16 protein-coding genes are annotated in these 18,943 nt (G+C 41.2%); 5 read left to right on the top strand and 11 right to left on the bottom strand.

Features of this window, described 5'->3' with window-relative positions; all coding sequences use genetic code 11:
- Nucleotides 1–383 precede the first annotated feature (383 nt).
- The 6 genes from ACG95_RS05000 to ACG95_RS05025 form a co-directional block, all read right to left on the bottom strand.
- Nucleotides 384–3,563: a WxL domain-containing protein gene (locus ACG95_RS05000; protein WP_237756456.1), complete on the bottom strand. Its 3,180-nt coding sequence runs from the start codon at nt 3,561–3,563 to the stop codon at nt 384–386.
- A gap of 3 nt (nt 3,564–3,566) precedes the next feature.
- A complete protein-coding gene (locus tag ACG95_RS05005; RefSeq protein WP_047999463.1) occupies nt 3,567–3,929 on the bottom strand; it encodes an LPXTG cell wall anchor domain-containing protein in 363 nt (120 codons plus the stop codon).
- Between the two features lie 19 nt (nt 3,930–3,948).
- A complete protein-coding gene (locus tag ACG95_RS05010) occupies nt 3,949–4,992 on the bottom strand; it encodes a WxLIP family cell surface protein (protein WP_047999464.1) in 1,044 nt (347 codons plus the stop codon).
- A gap of 28 nt (nt 4,993–5,020) precedes the next feature.
- Complete coding sequence (locus ACG95_RS05015; protein WP_047999465.1) at nt 5,021–5,704, bottom strand: WxL domain-containing protein; 684 nt, start codon at nt 5,702–5,704, stop codon at nt 5,021–5,023.
- Between the two features lie 28 nt (nt 5,705–5,732).
- On the bottom strand, nt 5,733–6,434 hold the full coding sequence (locus ACG95_RS05020) for a WxL domain-containing protein (RefSeq protein ID WP_047999466.1): 702 nt from the start codon (nt 6,432–6,434) through the stop codon (nt 5,733–5,735).
- Between the two features lie 522 nt (nt 6,435–6,956).
- Complete coding sequence (locus ACG95_RS05025; protein WP_047999467.1) at nt 6,957–8,081, bottom strand: lipocalin-like domain-containing protein; 1,125 nt, start codon at nt 8,079–8,081, stop codon at nt 6,957–6,959.
- Between the two features lie 126 nt (nt 8,082–8,207).
- On the opposite strand from ACG95_RS05025, the gene ACG95_RS13970 reads away from it, so the two are divergent.
- Nucleotides 8,208–8,759 (top strand): TetR/AcrR family transcriptional regulator, encoded by a 552-nt coding sequence (locus tag ACG95_RS13970; RefSeq protein WP_053072691.1) that lies wholly within the window; start codon nt 8,208–8,210, stop codon nt 8,757–8,759.
- Between the two features lie 161 nt (nt 8,760–8,920).
- The gene (locus ACG95_RS05035) at nt 8,921–9,991 is read left to right on the top strand and encodes a polyprenyl synthetase family protein (RefSeq protein ID WP_047999468.1); all 1,071 of its coding nucleotides are present in this window, start codon (nt 8,921–8,923) and stop codon (nt 9,989–9,991) included.
- Nucleotides 9,992–9,994: 3 nt separating this feature from the next.
- Here ACG95_RS05035 and ACG95_RS05040 read toward each other — a convergent pair whose 3' ends face one another.
- From ACG95_RS05040 to ACG95_RS05050, 3 genes are all read right to left on the bottom strand, one after another.
- Nucleotides 9,995–10,984: a hypothetical protein gene (locus ACG95_RS05040; protein ID WP_047999469.1), complete on the bottom strand. Its 990-nt coding sequence runs from the start codon at nt 10,982–10,984 to the stop codon at nt 9,995–9,997.
- Between the two features lie 17 nt (nt 10,985–11,001).
- Nucleotides 11,002–11,940 (bottom strand): tyrosine-type recombinase/integrase, encoded by a 939-nt coding sequence (locus ACG95_RS05045; RefSeq protein ID WP_053072693.1) that lies wholly within the window; start codon nt 11,938–11,940, stop codon nt 11,002–11,004.
- A 147-nt stretch (nt 11,941–12,087) separates the two neighbouring features.
- Nucleotides 12,088–13,737: an SWIM zinc finger family protein gene (locus tag ACG95_RS05050; RefSeq protein ID WP_047999471.1), complete on the bottom strand. Its 1,650-nt coding sequence runs from the start codon at nt 13,735–13,737 to the stop codon at nt 12,088–12,090.
- Nucleotides 13,738–13,946: 209 nt separating this feature from the next.
- Between ACG95_RS05050 and ACG95_RS05055 the strand changes: the two genes are divergently transcribed.
- Nucleotides 13,947–15,089 carry a hypothetical protein gene (locus ACG95_RS05055; RefSeq protein ID WP_047999472.1) on the top strand — a complete coding sequence of 381 codons (1,143 nt, stop codon included), beginning with the start codon at nt 13,947–13,949 and terminating at the stop codon, nt 15,087–15,089.
- A 105-nt stretch (nt 15,090–15,194) separates the two neighbouring features.
- Here ACG95_RS05055 and ACG95_RS05060 read toward each other — a convergent pair whose 3' ends face one another.
- Together ACG95_RS05060 and ACG95_RS05065 are read right to left on the bottom strand one after the other, a co-directional pair.
- Complete coding sequence (locus ACG95_RS05060; protein WP_053072695.1) at nt 15,195–15,560, bottom strand: nuclear transport factor 2 family protein; 366 nt, start codon at nt 15,558–15,560, stop codon at nt 15,195–15,197.
- A gap of 191 nt (nt 15,561–15,751) precedes the next feature.
- Complete coding sequence (locus ACG95_RS05065; protein ID WP_047999474.1) at nt 15,752–16,606, bottom strand: alpha/beta hydrolase; 855 nt, start codon at nt 16,604–16,606, stop codon at nt 15,752–15,754.
- 276 nt (nt 16,607–16,882) lie between these two features.
- On the opposite strand from ACG95_RS05065, the gene ACG95_RS05070 reads away from it, so the two are divergent.
- Entirely contained in the window at nt 16,883–17,776 is an 894-nt protein-coding gene (locus tag ACG95_RS05070; protein ID WP_047999475.1) for a LysR family transcriptional regulator, read from the top strand.
- Between the two features lie 156 nt (nt 17,777–17,932).
- Entirely contained in the window at nt 17,933–18,877 is a 945-nt protein-coding gene (locus ACG95_RS05075) for an NADP-dependent oxidoreductase (RefSeq protein WP_047999476.1), read from the top strand.
- Nucleotides 18,878–18,943: the final 66 nt, after the last annotated feature.

Consider the following 18,943-nt stretch of genomic DNA (forward strand, 5'->3'; position numbering starts at 1 on the left):
TCATTGAATAATTAACTTTCAACCTTTAGTTAGTCATTTTAAAGTCACTACACCGCCTAAATCAAAGGAATACTGTTCATTAATATTGATCTTTTTTTGATTGGACACCATATTTCGCTCGCTAAATAATAGTATTTAATTTCCTGACGATAAATTAATTTATTTTTATACAATTAACTTCGCCATCAAAAAATGGTTACCACTAGCAATTATAAACTATCGAACATTATTTTTAACCCTTATTGCTCAATAATCCAAATTAAACCTACTTTTATGTCAATATTCTTAAACAAAACTAATAAAGCACAGGACATTTAAGCTGATTGCTCTAGTCCCGTGCTTTATTGATTGTCCAATATCATTCTAAAGCCACCATTTTTCAATTAATTCGTTACACTAGCCGTTAAAGTCCAAGAGACCGTGCTCGAGTATGTCTGACCTGATTTAGCCGTATTACCCGGTACCATCAATTGCACATCCGTCGGTAACCAAGTACTCGTCGACAGATCTTTCCCCACCGAAGCCGTTGCTGGCGCAGCAAAGACTGGTTGTTCAGCATTAGTTAACGTCACTGCATAGCTCTTCAACTGTCCAGTTGAGTGTTCATTGTGCGTCTGCCCAGCTGGCAATCGTAATTCGGCACCGCCAAGCGTGCCACCACTCGTACTAGTAAACGCAGCACTTTGACGAGCAGTTACCGTCCAGCCTGTGACTGAAGCTCGATTATCCGACACTTGCAACCATTGTTTCGCAACTCCAGTAATCGGTTTCGCAGCATACGTTTTGGACGTCATGCTAGTCGTAACCGTCCCAAAGTTAAAGTTACTTGGTGCATAGTCTAATCGCAACTCCCCAGTATTCCCTGTACCTGAGTTTTCACTACCACTTGTGTTCGGATTTCCCGGATTATCAGGTTCAGTTGGCGCAGTTGGCCCAATTGCTGGCGATACAGTATAGCTAATTGCGGCCGTAAACGTTTTATCATGATAAGTTGTCGTTGTAACTGGCGTTTCGATACCAGCACTGTTCTTGACGAAAATCTGAACTACGTCGCCGGCTTTTAATTTCGTCGCTGGTAGTGCTAATGACCAACTGCCATCACTGGCTGCGGTGGCAGTAATCGCAGTACCACCACTATTAGTTGCAGCACTCCCATTAACCGTATAGCGCAGCTGGTTACCAGCAGTTGTCGTACTACCACTGGCAATCGTTGTTTGATCAGCAACGATCTTATCATTTTTAACGGTTACCGGATCAGGTGGCGTTTTGGCCTGTACTACGATCGTCACCGGATCAGATTCAATCGTCCCCGTGACCTGCGCTGTGATGGTTGCCCCCGCCGTCGGAAAATGGTTCAACGTAAAGTTAACGTAACCACTGGCATCGGTTGTCGCCGTTTGAGTCGCTCCCGTATCATCCGTTAACTTAACACTTGCTGCACCAGCCGTCGCATAAACTGGCGTTTGGGTTCCGCCAGATTCGGTATACCCCGTAATAACTCGGAGTCGAATCTTCTTATCTGCATCCGTAACCAGCTGTGCACCTAAGTCACTCGTATACGGTGAACTAAACTGGGCGGTCGGAATCGCTAAGGTATTGTTAATCCGCCGTGCTAACGATAGCGAGAAAACACTTGGTAACAGCGCGTTACTTGAGGTTACCAGTAACAGCGTCTGCTTAATCCACTCGACGTTCTTATACGTGGCCTTAGCACTAACCGAGATCGGTAATGTCACTGACCACATACTCAAGTTACTGTTCCGGATTTCAAAACTACCAATCGAGACGTTGACAATCGATCCAGTCGTTGCCAACAATCCGGCCGATGTATTTTTGATATCGTAAGTTTTCGGCGCGTTTAACAGGATACTGACTGGCGTCAAAATCCCACCAAATACTGGTAGTGGTGCGTTGTTCGTGATATACAGTTCTGACCCTGGATTAACTGTAAAGGTACTTGCCGCTAGCGCTGCTCCGTAGTAAATCGCGTTAGAAAGACTAGTCGACAAGTTTTCAAACGTCACTTTACTACCGGTATCAGCGGTAAACGTGTTGCCACGTTCAGCTCGATAAGCGTTCCCGTACATTTTAATCGTCAACGTTGCGTTAGTTCCCACCGCCACGCTGTCATACTGGTTATAGATAGCCGGATAAGCCGTATCATTGGCGGCGCCTAACATATCCACCACTGCACCGGTATTCAGCGTCACTTTACGATCACCAGTACCAACCGTACTTGACGCTGAAAACCAGAGGAACGAACGGTTTTCGCCAGTCGCCGTGGCTTTGCGAGCTGTGAACTTACTATTAGCCGCAAAGGTGACTCCACCCGTTACCATGCTTTCCCAGACCGTCGTCGAGTTGACCGTCCCAGAAATCGTTACCTGGTTACCTGGGCTATTAACGAGTCGTAAAACTGTGCTGGCAGTGGTCAAATCAGCAATGTTGATGTTCCAACGAGCGCCAGCAGCATCGCCACCACCGTCAGCACCACTCTGAACAATTCCGAGTGAACCACCATAGCCGGTCCCACTTGCAGCAGCTGCGCGAATACTACTAAAGTTTTTTACAGTAATCGTCTGGGCTGTCGCAGTTGTCCCGATTCGAAAGTTCGCTAACCCGATATCCAAACTATGATTGGCACCATCGATAGTCACACTAGTCGTCCGCGTTCCTAAATCAGTTGCCGTAGCGGAGGGCTGTGAGATATCGTTTGCCAACTGAATTGTCGTCACGGTACTATTTCCATAAGCGGCCTTTAATTCCGCATACGTCGTTACCAATGTGACCGTTTCATCGGCAGCAACCGCAGCAACCTCTGCTCTAGCAACATTAGCCTTGCTCACCTTGGTGGATGAACTTGAAGATGACGTATCTGAAGACTCTGCCTCTGATGACTTTTCTACTTCTATTGATTCACTCTCAATTGAACCTGATTCCACTGATTCTGTTTCAGAGTCAGCCGTTGCTTGACTGTCGGCTTGTTCACTTGAAGCTTGCTCACTAGCCACGGCTGATTCATCTTCCACCACAGTGAACTTAAAGGGTTCCGTCGCGATTTCTTGCGTCGTTTCCTTATTAGGATTAGCCGCTTGTGACTCATCCGTTGATTGACTAGTACTAATAGCCGTCGCCGTTACATCAGGTACCGTCGCGATCGTCTTAGCCTTAAGCACGTAATCTTGAGTCTTGGCTGCCGTCATAGCTAGTTTTAGTGTTGTTTTAGTCGTCACTTCGGCAATTTCCAGCACCAATTCTCGTTTAGTTTCATCAAACTCAACCTTCGTTAGTTGATCCGGATTGGCCTTCTTGGTGGCCTGCAGATCAACCGTTAACTCCTCTGGAATTGTCACCGTATACGTCTTGCCAAATGGCGCTTGTAATGTCAGTCCAATCTCAAATTCTTGACCGCGTTTCAACGTGCTTGTCGGTTGCTCAAACTTAAGGGCATCGGCATTGTCAGTCGTAACGGCTTTAACAGCACCGATATTGGTAACAAACACCCCCAGAATTAATCCGATGAGCAATAACCAACTGATTAAAGTTCGTGGTCGTTTCAACATTGATCACTCCCTACTACGATGCCTAGTCCATAACAACCAACCTGTTAACACCCCCATCACGACACCCAACAATCCGAGTAGCTGGTGTGCCTCGTCCGTCTGAGGTAAACTCATTAGCGAATTTGAGCTTGTTGTGCTCGGTGATCGAACGCCCGCCGCCAGATGATTAGGGACAGCCAGATACTGATTGGGCTGGGCCTGTTGGTAATTACTAATATCCGGTGCGTCTCGCCAATCTAACAATTCGATGCTATTCTCAGTAGTCGTGATAGTCTCCGCTGCCGAAGCAACGGGGCTCCGACAGCCCACACTCACAGCTATCCCCAGCCCGAGTGTCAATTGTAATAACGTCCTCCTCCGAATCATCAATGAATCCTCCCTTCAACTAAACTCGTGTCTTCCGTTTCATAATGAAGTAGACAATTCCCGCTGATAAACCAGCAATGATCATCACCGCTAACACGTACCACCAAATACTAATTGGTGCTTCAGGGTCATTCTTAGCTTGGCGGTTACTTTGACGTGCCTGTTCAGTCGTAATCTTAAAATCACGTTGCCAATTCCAAGTCTTAGCCGTCCACTTTTTATCCTTCGTCGTTGCCGTTACCTTAATCGTGTAATCGCCAGCCTTCATTGGTTGCTTATCTAAGAAGGTGGCGTACTTGAAGTTGGAGTTCGGCGCCATAATCAAGTTATCGCTAGTATTGCGGTAAAGGACTTTGTCACTCCCTTTTTTGGTCACCTTAGTCGTCACCTTTAAATTGGAAACGACCGCAGCTTCCGGGTTATGAATCGTCGCTAAGACCGCTTTGCGATAATTCTTTAATCCTGGCTTGACCGTCCCCAACGTTAGCTTAGGCTGAGCAACTTCCTTAGCCGTCAACTTGACTGCCAGTGCGTAACTATACTTATGGTTAATGTTGACACCCTTGCCCGTACTCGTTGGCGTTTGATTGGTCTTCTCAAAGTACCATGACCCAAGAATGACCCCGTCATCAAACCCCTTGGGAACTTCAATCGTCGCACTAACCACTCGGTTGCCCTTAGCTGGTATCGTTACTTCAGCTGAACCATCAGCTAGAGTCGCAATTTTATCAAACCGGTACTTCAAGCTCTGATCATAAGTTTTGGCAGTTTGCGTATACGCGATTTGACCTGAATTATTAGTAAAGGTCGTCAGCAACTTAGTTTTGACCGTAATTGGTTTATCAGTCGCATTGTAAACGCGTGCTGAAATTTTACGGGTCTCACCAGCTTTAACTTTCAGATCATAAAAGGAACTATTGGCATCAACTTCTTGACCTGGATTGATTTTATCGACACTATACTGAATTGACGCGTTACTTGCGGTGGCTTGGCTATTAATCGGGACTAATCCCATGAAAACCAAGCCCGCAATTACGCTAAAAAGACACATCAATTTTTTCATGGTGACCTCCTATTGCTGGCTACAGTGACTAACTACCGACGGCTGCAGTTAACGTCCAAGTTAACGTGTTGGTATAATTCCCCACCTTAGCGGTTAACTTCGGAACGGTTAACGTTACCGCATTAGCGACCCATGTATCTGTCGAAACGGCTTTCCCAACACCCGCTTGGTTCGGTGCGGCTACGACAACTTGATCGGAAGTCGTGACACCAACACCGCCTGTAGTAACTGTAATGTTAGGATCAGCTACAGTTGCTGGCGTATTCAATGAGTTACGCGCCGTCCCTTGTGGTAAGTGAATGACTGCCCCAGTTAGGACATACCCACTGCTAGTATCCGTCAAAGCGTGATCTTGTTTAACGTTCACTTGCCACCCATTAGCAGTCGTTCGTTTATCGGAAATTTGTAAATACTGATTGTAAGTTCCAGTTGCCTGATAAGTCTTCGCCGCGTTCGAAGTTGTCACGGTCCCGAAAGCAATTGCTGCCGGGGCGACGTCTAAGGTTAACGTCCCAGTATTACCAGTTGCCGGGTTATTAGGGTCCGCTGGAGTCTGTGGATTAACCGGGTTAGTTGGATCAACCGGTGCCGTCGCTGTCGTATCATCTTGAAAAGTTACTGAGCCAGCCGTTGTGGCAGCTGAAGCCGTTATTCCGGCCGCACCCATCGCCAATGCAATGACTCCTGCACAGATACTAAGCTTTGCAAACATGATAAGCCCCTCCTTTTTTACGTTTGAGTTAATCGATTGCCGCTGCGGTTAACGTCCAAGTTAAGGTGTTTTTATAAGTTCCTGGTTGCGCCGTATTTTTAGGAATTGTTAACGTCACATCAGTTGGATCCCAAGTCTTAACAGATGTGCCTTTACCAGAATCCGCTGCGCTGGTCGTCTTAAACACCGTCACGGCACCGCTTTCATTATCGACTGTTCCGACCGTTGCACTTAAATCAGGATCGGCCACTGTTGGATCGTCCGTTAAACTGTTACGAGCAATCCCGGCTGGAATACCAATGCTTGTCCCAGTCAAGACATGGGTACCACCAGTGGTCTGGGTCAAATCTTTATCCTGTTCAACTGTCACTTGCCAACCCTGTTCATCAGTTCCCCGGTTATCCGTCACCTGAATGTATTGATGACCTGTTCCAGTTGTCTGAGCTTTATAAGTGTGTTGGGCCGCATAAGTTTGAACCTGACCAAAGTTAAATGCTGCTGGTGCCACGTCCAAAGTTAAAGCCCCAGTGTTCCCCGTCCCTGGGTTATCAGGATCGTCTGGATCTTGTGGATTGGTTGGATTGGTCGGATCAACCGGAATCGTTGGTCCTGTGTTCTCAATCAGTTCCAAATTAGTATCCGTATTCGCGGTGGAATCCGCAGTTGCCATAATGGCTGGCATCCCCAACAAACTTAACATCATCGTACCGGCAATCACTGCTTTTTTCATGATTGTTCGCTCCTTTATGGTGTGTGTGCCTGCTGCAACCTAACTGTACGACATCGAAACTTCCGGCCGGAAAATAACTTTTCTCATATCGTTACGATTAGACTATCATGTACAATTCATCGTTAGCTAATTATATGCTCATTAATTTAAACTGATAGACAGCTTGTCAACTAATTAATTGTGAACAATTTGTGATTTTTTAAAGTTTCATACATCATCCTATTAAAATCCATCTGATTATTTACCTACCAGTCATTTGTAGATAACAAACAAAATCATTATTCCTCCGACCCGTTCCTATTGAAATGCTTAACTTCATAATTGGGGCTTACTTCAATAAATATCACTGGCATCTCCGTTATAATTTCATTACCGATCACTGTTGAAAAACAAATAAGTCTTCTAGATTAAGTTACCTTAACCCAGAAGACTTATTTGTTTTTTTACTGGTAACTCATGCTAATACTTAGCTACATTTCTCAATTTAACGAGTAGTTAATCATTCGTAGTAAGCATTGTTGATTATAACGTTTTAGCAGCAAAGTTAATCTCGTACAGCATTTCACCATCAATCGTTTCACAATCGCCATCACGAATAATTTTCAGCTGGGTCTTAGCAAGATAGCGAGTATACGTTGGTTGTAATCCTAATTTATCGAACTGTTGTTGCGCGGGCGCAGGTGAGGTGCCATAAATGTCGATTAATTTAATCTCTTTGGGATCACTGATCAAATACTCAACCTGAATTTCTTTCTGATTAAAAGTGTATTTGATAGTCTTAGGAACCGTCTTTCCGGTTTCAGGTTGCACATAGGTCTCTAAAATTTCAACCTGCGTATTGGCCGCACTTGTGTTCTCGAAAATCCGCTTCCCTTGATTATCATCGATCGTCATCAGTGGAATCTGGGGCTGACCAAATTGATCTGCACCAACCATGTCATAGATTAATACATTGTACTTGCCAATATTCTGGCGACCCCAAACCCAATGGTGGAACGCATTGATTGGACTGATATTAAACCATTGATGATTATAATATGCTGAACCGGTAACCTCTTTTTGTTCCCCATCAATCGTGATTGTTCCCCGCACCGTCAACTTAGTGATGCAGATAAAGTTATAGTAGTAATCATCCTGATCACCAAAAGCAATGTAGCCGGTACCGGGACGAAATGGGGCTACTTGAGCATCAAAGTGTAAATCGATCGCCGTTTGATGTTGGACGGAATGCATGCCGTCCATCACCACTTCTTGATCTGCTTCCGGCTCTACGTGGACGTCGTAAGATTGCCAGTTTTGACCAATTAAACTATTTGGTCCCCATTTTAAATTAGCACTTGTCTTACTAGTTGCCGTATTAGCCACATCATACAACCGGTAGTCATAAAACGGTTTGCCACTGGCATTGGAATAATTAATCGCAATATTGGGATTATCACCTGATTGATCTACTTGTGCCACCGACTTTGGTCGAAAGCCTAATACTAAAGTTGACTTATCATCAAAACTACAATCGAAGTACCAAATTTCAGCATGTCCCGCCTGGTCGTTATCACGACGACCATCTTCCCATGCCTCTATCTGATTAGGATTAATTCCTAATTGTTTAAAATCTGCTGGTTGATTCATAATTCTACCTTTAGCCATTTGTATTTCCTCCTAAATGATTACTTTGAATAATGTTACTTTAACAGCAGGTTAGTGTTCCTTCAACGGGCAACTGGCGTATAATCATTACTTAAGTAACACTAAACTACTAATTGGGGGATAAAAATGGATTTAAGAGTTCAACGCACCTTGAAATCAGTTGAAGATACTTTCATTCAACTCGTTTTAAAAGATGGATTTGATAAAGTAACAGTTGTTAAATTAGCTCAAGTTGCTATGATCAATCCTAAAACTTTTTATGACCACTTCGATGATAAATTCGATTTGGCAAACACCCTTGCTGAAGAAACATTGTCCACTTACAGCAAAATTCTAGACGTGCGGTTACAATCAATTGCGACCCACTCACAGCAGACCGGCATCACGCCCCAACTTACCGGACTACTCAATGCATTACTTAATGAACCACAGCTAAAAAAACGCTGGTTAGCATTGAGCCTGATTGCATTTGAGGGCTTTGATTTGCAGCAGCAATTGCTAGCAACCATTCAACAACGGTTGCGTACCAGTGGGATTTCACAAGACCCGCTAGAGATTGATATTATCAGCCTTTGCGCATTCAAGACGATGGATTACTATATTCGCACCGGTGAAACTTTCTCAGCTGATCGACAGAAGCATTTGATTGGGTTGTTGGAGCAGGTGTTGGCGGTTTAACCATTCCAATGTTATTACTAATAATAATCCGAAAAAATTCCTTGGCACACTTCCGTCTCTGGGCTCACAGTAAAAATATAGTTATAGAAAACATAAAATTACACTGCGAACAATGATATAATTTTAATGTAAATAACTATTAATTATTTGGAGGTGTTTTCTTGAACAATATATATTTCTTAAAAATTATGGATCGGGATAATGCAGATTCATTTATAAATATATTTGAGAAGATTTGGTTGGAACAATTAAACTCTATTGGCGGTAATTCAACAATAGCTAATAACCCGCAACTATTATATGGTACTCGGCTAAGGCCCCTATTGTTCGCATGGGGGTATTATGCCCACATCAATAGTAAAAAAGTTGAATCCAGCAAAATGCCCTTGACTGCAATAAAAATTGCATGTGCTGTTGAAATGATTCATAAAGCATCAATAATAATTGATGACTTAATTGATCATGACGAGATGCGAAAAGGAAAAGCAGCATTTCATATGCAATATGGAACGGATTTAACAGTGCTTTCCGCGATTAACTTAATTGCAACATCTTTTTCAATACTTTCAGAGAGTAATTCTTCTCAGGATATTTTCTCAAGATACTCAAGTGTGGGGATTATGGCAAACACATTGAAAAGCATGTCTGTTGGCGGCATTAATGAAGTTTCAGAGAATGTCACAAATAAATATTTTGATTTAACATATGTGCAAGAAATCATAGAACAAGAAACTGCTACTTTAGTAGAAACCAGTTTTCAGTTAGGTTATCAATTTTCAGAGCAGCGTAATAGCTCTAATGTGAGTCAAACACTAAAATCAATCGGAAAGCTTAGTGGCACAATTTTTCAAATATTGAACGATTTGGAACCTTTTACTGCATATTCCACAAATTCCGCACACAAAGGTCAAGTTAATTTGGACATTACTGTTTCTAGAAAAAATTATATCATTGCCTATTTATATGGTTTATCCAATAAGAATGATAGACAAACTATTGTTGACATTACTACTGGCAGTATTAATAAGTTAGAAGCAGTAAAAAAAGTTGATGAATTATTAAAAAAATATAATGTGATAAAAAACATTGAAGGTCAGCTGGATGAAAAAAAAGCAATATTAAACGATTCTATTGATACCCTAAGATCTGAGATTGATAATAAATCATATGTCAACAGTTTACAAAGCATGATTGAGTATATGCTTAGAGTTGGTTATAATCGTTTGAAATGAAAACTAACCCTTACCTAAAAGCAATGACAGTATGGGGACAATGAAAGTTATTGAAGAAATCAAAAAATTGAAATAGTGTAAAAAATATTTTTGCTCGGTACTATTAGGCACATCTGCTGTCTTATCTATTGAAGACATTAAAGATAAAAGCGTGTTTGCAAGTTCAGGCTTCTTTAATACATTTATTTTTTCCAACTGTAATTTTAGAGGGAATATGATAGCATCTTTTTGGGCTCGTATAATGTGTCGTAGGCATATATTAGATAAACTAGCTAATATGGGAAAACCCAAAATAAAAAACATAAAAATTGCAATCCAAGTGAATTTTAAAATCAGTGGATGTAATGCAGTTATTTCAATATTTAATGGATTGAGTTTAAGTGTAATAAAGGGCCTTGTCATGATTGAATACAAAATTGTATAAAGTAACCCAATTAAAAAAAACAAAAAATTTAAGTTGTATATAATACGCGCCATCAGTTTATATACATCGGAATTGGCGGGTTGGTAAGAGTACTCAACCTTGAAACTTAAATTTGGAACATCATTTAGATAGCTTAAATAAGCTAAGTAAGTACCGTAAGCTTTAATACCAACACTAAAAGTTATTACGCCAATACCCACTCCAAATATACCAGTCAGAGAGTGTTCAACTAAATTATTTACCCAAATTGTAAACATAAAAATAAGATTGCTACTGGCAACTACACTGTAGAAAAAATAAGGATGTTTTAGGTAGGTTAATCTATCTAACCTACCTAAAAGTTCAATTGTACTAAGCGTATCAATCAATGACCTTAAAGCTTTGATTTCTTTCTTAAAAGTTGAAAGCGCCAAACATTCTAATAAAAACATAGAAAGCAGCAGCAATAAATATAAGTGAAAATTTTGGTGTGGAAATATTTGATCAGAAATTATACTAAAAACAGAAAAAACTAGCATTAGTGTGTAAGTAGGATAATTTTTTATAAACTTTAAAAGTTTAATATGCATACCTTACCTCCAAATAATTAATAGTTATTTGAAGGTGTTTTTTTATGCATCCGTATCGTATTTCGCATATTAAATCGTTTCAGAGCATTAATCTTATTAACTGTAGCAATTTCCGTATAAATTTGGGTAGTTGTTATACTAGCATGTCCTAATAATTCTTGAACGACTCGCAGATCTGCTCCATTATTCAATAATTCCGTCGCAAACGAGTGTCGTAAATAATGCGCAGTTGCCTCCTTGCTTACTCCACTTACATCACGATATTTATAGAACACATTTTCTAATGACCATATCGAAAGTCGATCGCCATATTTGTTTAAAAATAATGCATTCGAATTAGGCTTAAACTGTGTTCTTATTTTTAAATACTTGCGAAGTGCCCGCTGAGTCTCCCCACTTGATATATACAGTATTCGCTCCTTACTACCTTTTCCGTGTACAATAAATGTCCACGAGAATAAATCAATATCATCAACATTCATTAAACTGATTTCGCCAATTCGCATCCCAGTACAAACTAATAATTCAATAATCGCAACGTTTCGTGTTGATTCCTTCTTTCCAAATTCCGTACTAGCTTGCTCCTGATCATTATAAACACTTTTCAATAATCTTATGATTTCATACTGATTAAGCACTCGTGGTAAGAGATGCTTTCTTCGTAATCTAGTTGTTTCGATACTAAACTCAGATATACTTTTTCTATCCGTTAAAAAATTACCAAACAGCTTTAAGGATACAATCCTACGCTGAATTGTATTAACCTTTAACTCTGACTGAACTAATGTGTCATGATAATTTTGAAAATCAGCTACTGTGAAATTCTCATTTCCATAACAAAATTTCATAAACTGATTAATATCATTTGCATATGCTTTAATACTTTTACGCGACAAATCTCGTTGTTCTAACATATTAATAAATGCTTCATATTCTATATTCTTGTCTTTCTGCATGTTCATATCCCCTTTAAATTATCTATAAAGAGTATAGCGCAGTGACTAAATGGAATTTGATTGTCTACTACAAAATCCCCCGTTAACTGCAAAAATTAACGGGGGATTTATATAAATCTATTGCTACTCTAACACTATAAAAATAATCTACTTACCCTTAAATTTGGTCAGCTCATCCATCATTGCCGTGCGCCGAGGATACCGTTGCTTCCAATCACTAATAACTTGCTTGGCTGTCATACTTCCAGCCGGATAGGCTATCATTTCATTCAAAATTGTCACCAATTGGCGATAATGGCGGCGATCACTTGGGCGCTCTGCTAATTGCTGAATAGTCGTAACATATTTTTGTAATAATTGATCAGAATAGTGTGGCTTCAAGATTTTTTCATAATCCCGAACGCTTTGTAAACCATTATCTGCTACCACCGCTTCTAATAAACGATTATAGAGATGCTCTTCTGCGTATAACGGCTTCAAATCGACATACGGTTCTGGTGCTAATTTATCAAACAAGCGTTCACGCTGAATCTTCCACTCAGCTTCAGGGTATTGCTGCTTCCACTCCACAAAAAGTTCGCAATCAGCCGGCTCATACACCGTTAGCAACAGCCACAATTCACGCTGACAGTCTTCTTGTTGATTTAGCTGTCGATACAAATCCTTTAATTGCAAACTATACTCAGCAACAACTCCGCGATATTCACTAGCTGATTTACCAGCCTTTAATATCTCAATAGCTGTTTGATAATCTTGTCGCTGCAGACAAAAATCCACATAATACTTACGAACTGAATTAATCTTAATGTTATCTAGACAAAACTGTCTCAGTTCAATATCAGCAGCATGGCGTTCAGTCAACACTTGTAAATGATAACCTGCCCATTTATCCAGCTGCCATTCCCGATCCCAATTCTCAGATGTGTGTTGTGCAGCTTGCAATCGTTGCGCTGTAAAATCCGATTTAGCCGTTAAAAAGACATCTTCCTTAAAATTACTAAATAGTAATTCCGTGACTTCATCTTCAATAATATTCAACGATCCCGTCACTTGTTGACGTAGCCATGCAAATATCCGTTCTTTTAGCGGCATATTTGCACCATCAATCAAACCTTGCCATACATCCGTGCACTGATCTAATAGCATCATAATTTCACCGTCAGAATCATCAATTTCTAGCTGATCGATCCTAAGGCTGAGCTGACTGATTATCTCAAAAGCCATCGTCAATTGGCCGGTATTAACCGCATTCTGCAAATCATCACTAATAAATCTGCCTAATTCATCTGCAAACGGGGTGGCCGAATCGTAATCAATAAAATCATACTTATCAATATGGTTTTCAAAAATCATATTGATCTGCTCTTGATAAGATTCTAAATTATCCGTCTCGTTAGTTGGACTAACAGTCATTTTGAATAACATTGCCAGCCGTTGATTATTCTCCAGCATGGCACTTAAAAATGCCCGCACTTCACGCTCTGATATTCGGTCAACCAGTGCCGCAATCGTGTCAGCTTCGTCATCAAATTGTGACACTTCATTCCTAGCATCCATCTCATACAGTACCGCTGCCATATGCTTACAGTACTCATGCTCTGCCGCATACGGGCAATCACAGGTGGCCACCTGAACATGATCACCCTGCAATTTAATATCAACTTGATAATTCTCTGAACCCAAGACCTGTGCACTAACATGCTTGCTAGTCATTTTAAAGTTTTCAATCAGTCCCTGCATATAATAGTCGAAACCACGGTTTAAAATTCGTGACTGAAACAGCTGTTCCCAATCCATGTTACTCACTCCCACGTAGATCGTTTATCTTCACTATAACAAATTACTTGTATAAGACAACCCGCTACTCGGAAAATCCAACAATATCATTTCTAAATTGAATAATCTCCTGCCAAATTAATATTCTTACTGTGATATACTTATCAACGCCTTAAATTACATATCTTTAAATCTCAATCACGATACTTTCTCAATGAAATGGAGCTGTCATGCGTAAATCAATCATTACACTTATTACTTTAACCTTACTCGTCCTCTCCGGATGCAGTACCAAGTCCCAAAAATCCGCCACAACCAGTCTTTCAGTCAAAGCAACCACTGAAAAGACCATCAAGTCAGCTTCTAAGACTTGGACCTTTAGTCAGTCCGTCACCTCTAAACAAACCAAGAAGAACGGCGTCGACAATCAATTAACGACCGCTGCCGTTTCCAGAACCGGTGCCCTGACTAATTGGACAACCGCCAAGGGACAATTCATGTCCTACGCCGTTAAGTACCAACGCGTTTCATTAACTAAGTGGCAAAAGGATCAACGCAGTCACTATGTTAAAGATGTGCAGAAAAACATTCACTACATGTCCGTTGCACAGGTTAATGCAGTTCTCAAAAAATTAGGTGCAGACTTCAAGATCAGTAAATTATCTGATCTCATCTTCTTAGAAACTAAGACCAGTGGGATGCCCGTCGATCAGGCGTTTGTCGCTAAAGGCCATCATTTATATGGGATCAACATTCAATATATGACTGCAGATCAAACCATCACGATTAACCGTGGGACGTCATTTACCGACACGAGCACGAAGAAAGCGGCTAACCACGTTGCCGTTTCCAAACTCAACGGTACTTGGATCGCAGCTGAAACCACAACCAGTTCTAGTGATACCGGTAAGATTATGATTAAGGACGGCTATCTCTACCAACACCGCTACGATAGTTTTGAGCGGTCAGCTATTCAGGACCTCAGTCACTATTCCTTAACTTCCTTGAATCAAAATAACACTTACGCTTCACAGAAATCTGAGGCGGCCAATGGCGGTTACCAGTTGACTGCAAAATCAGTTGCCAGTGGTGATAGTCTGGGTTACCTCTACCTCTTCGTTAGTGAAAATAAGCTCATTCGTATTGGACAAGGCCAAACGACAACTTATCAAAAGACTAGCACCACGGTCGCAGTCGCTGACTTACCACAAAGTGATCTAAAAATTTATGACACCATGGATCAGCGTTATCCAAGCTCACCAGCCTCAACAATCACGGTCAAAGCTGATGCACCCATAATTGGCCTCACCGATAGCATTAAGTATTTAACGGATGCCGATGCCGGTCAAATCACTCGTAACGCTACGAATTAATCGTTATCTAACTACTCAAATAGCCACCCCATACTGAAGATACTCAGTGTGAGGTGGCTATTTGTCACGATACCTTAATTTACGCTAGCTCATAGTTTTAACTTGTTAATATGAGGTCACAACCGCTGATAAAACCTGCAACTGTCCATCGACAAGGCCAACCATCATAACTGTATTTAGTCCCCATTTATACTTGCTACCACCATGAATGGATGCCAATACTTGGTTACGACCAGTGACTTGCCATCTATCACCCACTGCTTTAACAGCGACCGTTTCTTCCCGTGAACTAAAGTAGTGCATCTGACCATTGCCAACCTCGTTCAACCATTCAGTTCGTGGCTGAACATAGCCAGTCATGTGCGTTAGGGTGAACGACGGTGCTAATAGTTCTTCTAGGGTATGAACGTCATCTGCAGCCATTGCGATATTGAATTGACGGTACTGTTCAATTGCTTTTTCTTCAGTCATTAAAATCATCCTCTGTCATCTAATTTTTATTAACTTAATTAATACTGGTTTAACTACTAACTTGTAATTGAACTCAGTTTACAACCTTCAAGTTACTTCATAGCAACCATTAATTTCATTTTAATGATATTAATTTTAAAAAAAGCCATCATTCTTATTAAACAGCGAATGACGACTTTAACAATTCAGTATTATTTAGACCACAAAAACTTAATCAATAACTGATCTACGCGGTGATTGGAATGCAACTTACTATGCTGTGCATTGGGACCCGTGACTTTTTGTTCCTGATATGACTTGGCCCGACCGGCAATCAAATAACGCAACGACTGTGATGACGCATTACTGACTGACCCATCTGAATGCGAGCCGTCGCCCTTATCACCATAAATATTCAACACGTCAACTTGATCTTTAGGATAGACGCGCCGCAATCCTAATAGCTCACGATAAGTCCCAGTCATCTTAGTCGGTTGCCCCTGTTGCGTTAAGGTCATGCGATTAGCCACATCATCCATCCCTAAGATTCCGTTAAAATGACCCGCAATATCGACCTGTTTGCGTAGTTTCGGCAACTGCTTATTCTGACTATTTTCTAAGCTATAAAAAACGATCGCCATGTTCCCCATCGAATGACCAACCATGTTGAACGACTTGATGTGATAAGTTTGTTGTAAAGCTACCACTACATTTTTAGCCCAGCTACCAACCACGTGATAATCAGAGCCCTTGTTATCTTGAAAACCCACCTCTACGATTGGGTGCAGATCCCCTGGTTTAAACTGACCATGCAACGTTACTTTACCACTTTTGGACACAATCGCCCGCACCACCGTATGGGTCACCCCAGCTGATACTGCCACTTGCACCATGTGTTCTTCAGCATGGTAGCTACTACCCCAACCGTGGAAAAACAATGTTGGCACGTAGGATTGGGTCTCTGTCGAGCTAGACTTCTTCGTGCTCGAGCTTTGCACTGAACGGCCACATCCACTAACAAGCAAACCAAGTGCTAATAGAATTGTTACTAATCGAATTCGTTTCATGTAGATCCCCCCTATTTTAAAAACCGCAAAATGTATCATACAATTAACTTAACTGCCATTAGCAAGATGTTGACATAAATGTCTACGTATCACACGAGTCAGCAAATCAATTTAACTACCCAACATTCTTAATCATCATCGCCTGACAAACTTGTTCTAACAGCCTGGTCACAATGATATGACTTGCCTATCATAGGTCTTGACAGCCAGCATGTCTAATACTTATAGTGTATTTAAAATCATGCTTAATTATCATAGTAAAGAAGGGATTCAAAAATGGAATTACGCGTTTTACGTTACTTTCAAGCCGTTGTTAGTGAACTTAACATTAGCCACGCAGCTGAACGCCTCCACGTCTCACAGCCCACTATTTCACGTCAGCTAAAAGATCTCGAGGACGAACTCGGTGTCACCCTGTTTGAACGTGCAGGTCGTCAACTACAGTTAACCAGTAGTGGCGAATACTTTGCCACTCAGGTCGATCAAATTCTATCCTTGGCTGACAAAACAGTCGCTAACATCAATGCTGAGCAAGTCATCAGTGGTGAAGTTGTTATTGGCAGTGCCGAAGCCCGATCATTTCTCACCGTAGCTGAATCAATTAAGAGCCTTCAGCTACAACATCCTAAAATTAAAACTAAGATTACCAGTACTAATGCTAACGAAATTCGCAAATATCTAAAATCCGGTAACTTTGATTTTGGAATTGTCGTTGAACCTGCTGACAAAAGCACCTTTAACTTCATGCACCTCCCTGGAGAAAGTCACTGGGGTCTATTAGTCCCTAAAGAATCCAAATTAGCTAAACAAGATTATGTCACCTTAGCTGATCTGGAACATCAAAATATCATCGTCTCACAACAGCACGGTATCGTTGAACAATTACAGGAGTGGTATGGCGAAAGTACGCCTAAGTTCAAAATTGTTGCTACTTACAATTTGCTTTATAACGCCGCTTTATTAGTGACTGCAGGTGTCGGCTATGCGCTATGTATTGATGGCATTATTAATACCAGTCAATCAGAATTAGTCTTTGTGCCGTTAACACCTGCTTTAACCGCCACAACTAGTCTTGTATGGAATCAAGGCCAGCGACTATCAAACGCGGCCAATGCTTTTCTCGAACAGTTAGCTACTGACTTGAATCAGCCAGTGCCAACAGAACATTAGTAGTTAAACTACCTCTTCATACTTTAATTACGCATAAAATAATCATCATCGGTGATATTGTGAAATAAAACTATTATATCCTCCGAACTAAATAATTGAATTACAGCTAACTAAAATGCTAAGCTAAGTTATTGATTTTTTAGGAGGAATTTATTTATGCAAGCAGTCGTTATTGATCAATACGGTGGCCCTGAAGAACTTCACATGGCTACTATCGATCGCCCCGCCATTGCTGACGATGAAGTCTTAGTCGCCGTTCAAGCAACGAGTATCAACCCCATCGATTGGAAAGCGCGCCAAGGTTTACTGAAAGGCATGTTTGACTGGTCGATGCCCGTCGTCTTAGGTTGGGATGTTGCCGGAACCATTGTCGCTACCGGTAATAACGTTAAAGATTTTAAGGTTGGTGACGAAATTTTCGCTCGTCCCGACATTTACGAAGATGGCCGTCGAGGCACTTACGCTGAATACGCTGCAGTCAAGGAAGATAAGTTGGCCTTAAAGCCTGCTGAACTTTCATTCGAACAAGCAGCAGCTTTACCTCTTGCTGGTCTAACGGCTTATCAAGTCATTAAGAATCAGCTAAATATTCAGGCTGGCGAAAAAGTCTTGATTCAAGCCGGTGCCGGTGGTGTTGGCTTAAACGCCATTCAAATCGCTAAGTATTTGGGCGCTGAAGTCGCAACTACGGCTAGTGCTAATCATCACGACCTATTAACTCAGATCGGTGCGGATCATATCATCGACTATCACACAACTGATATCAAAGACGTCTTACACGACTACGATGCTGTTTTTGATACAATTGATGCCATTGATGATGGACTAGCGATTCTAAAACCTACTGGTCGTTTAGTGACTATCGATGGACAACCTACTGAGGCTCAAAAGGCTCAGGGACCAGCCGTTTCTAGCTGGTGGTTGCAACCAAACGGCCGTGAATTGGCTATTCTTGGCGATATGGCCGTTAAGGGTCATTTGAATGTCATCATCGACCAAGTCTTCCCATTCACCACTGAAGGCTTACAAGATGCCCACCGTTATAGTGAAAACAGCCATAGTGCTGGTAAATTAATTATTAACGTAGGGACTAAAGCTTAAATAAAAAATCCGTAAGTAAACAGCCATTCACGGCGTTCATGAAGTGCAACAAAAAAGTTAGACAAA

The organism is Lactiplantibacillus herbarum (assembly GCF_001039045.1).
Taxonomy (GTDB): domain Bacteria; phylum Bacillota; class Bacilli; order Lactobacillales; family Lactobacillaceae; genus Lactiplantibacillus; species Lactiplantibacillus herbarum.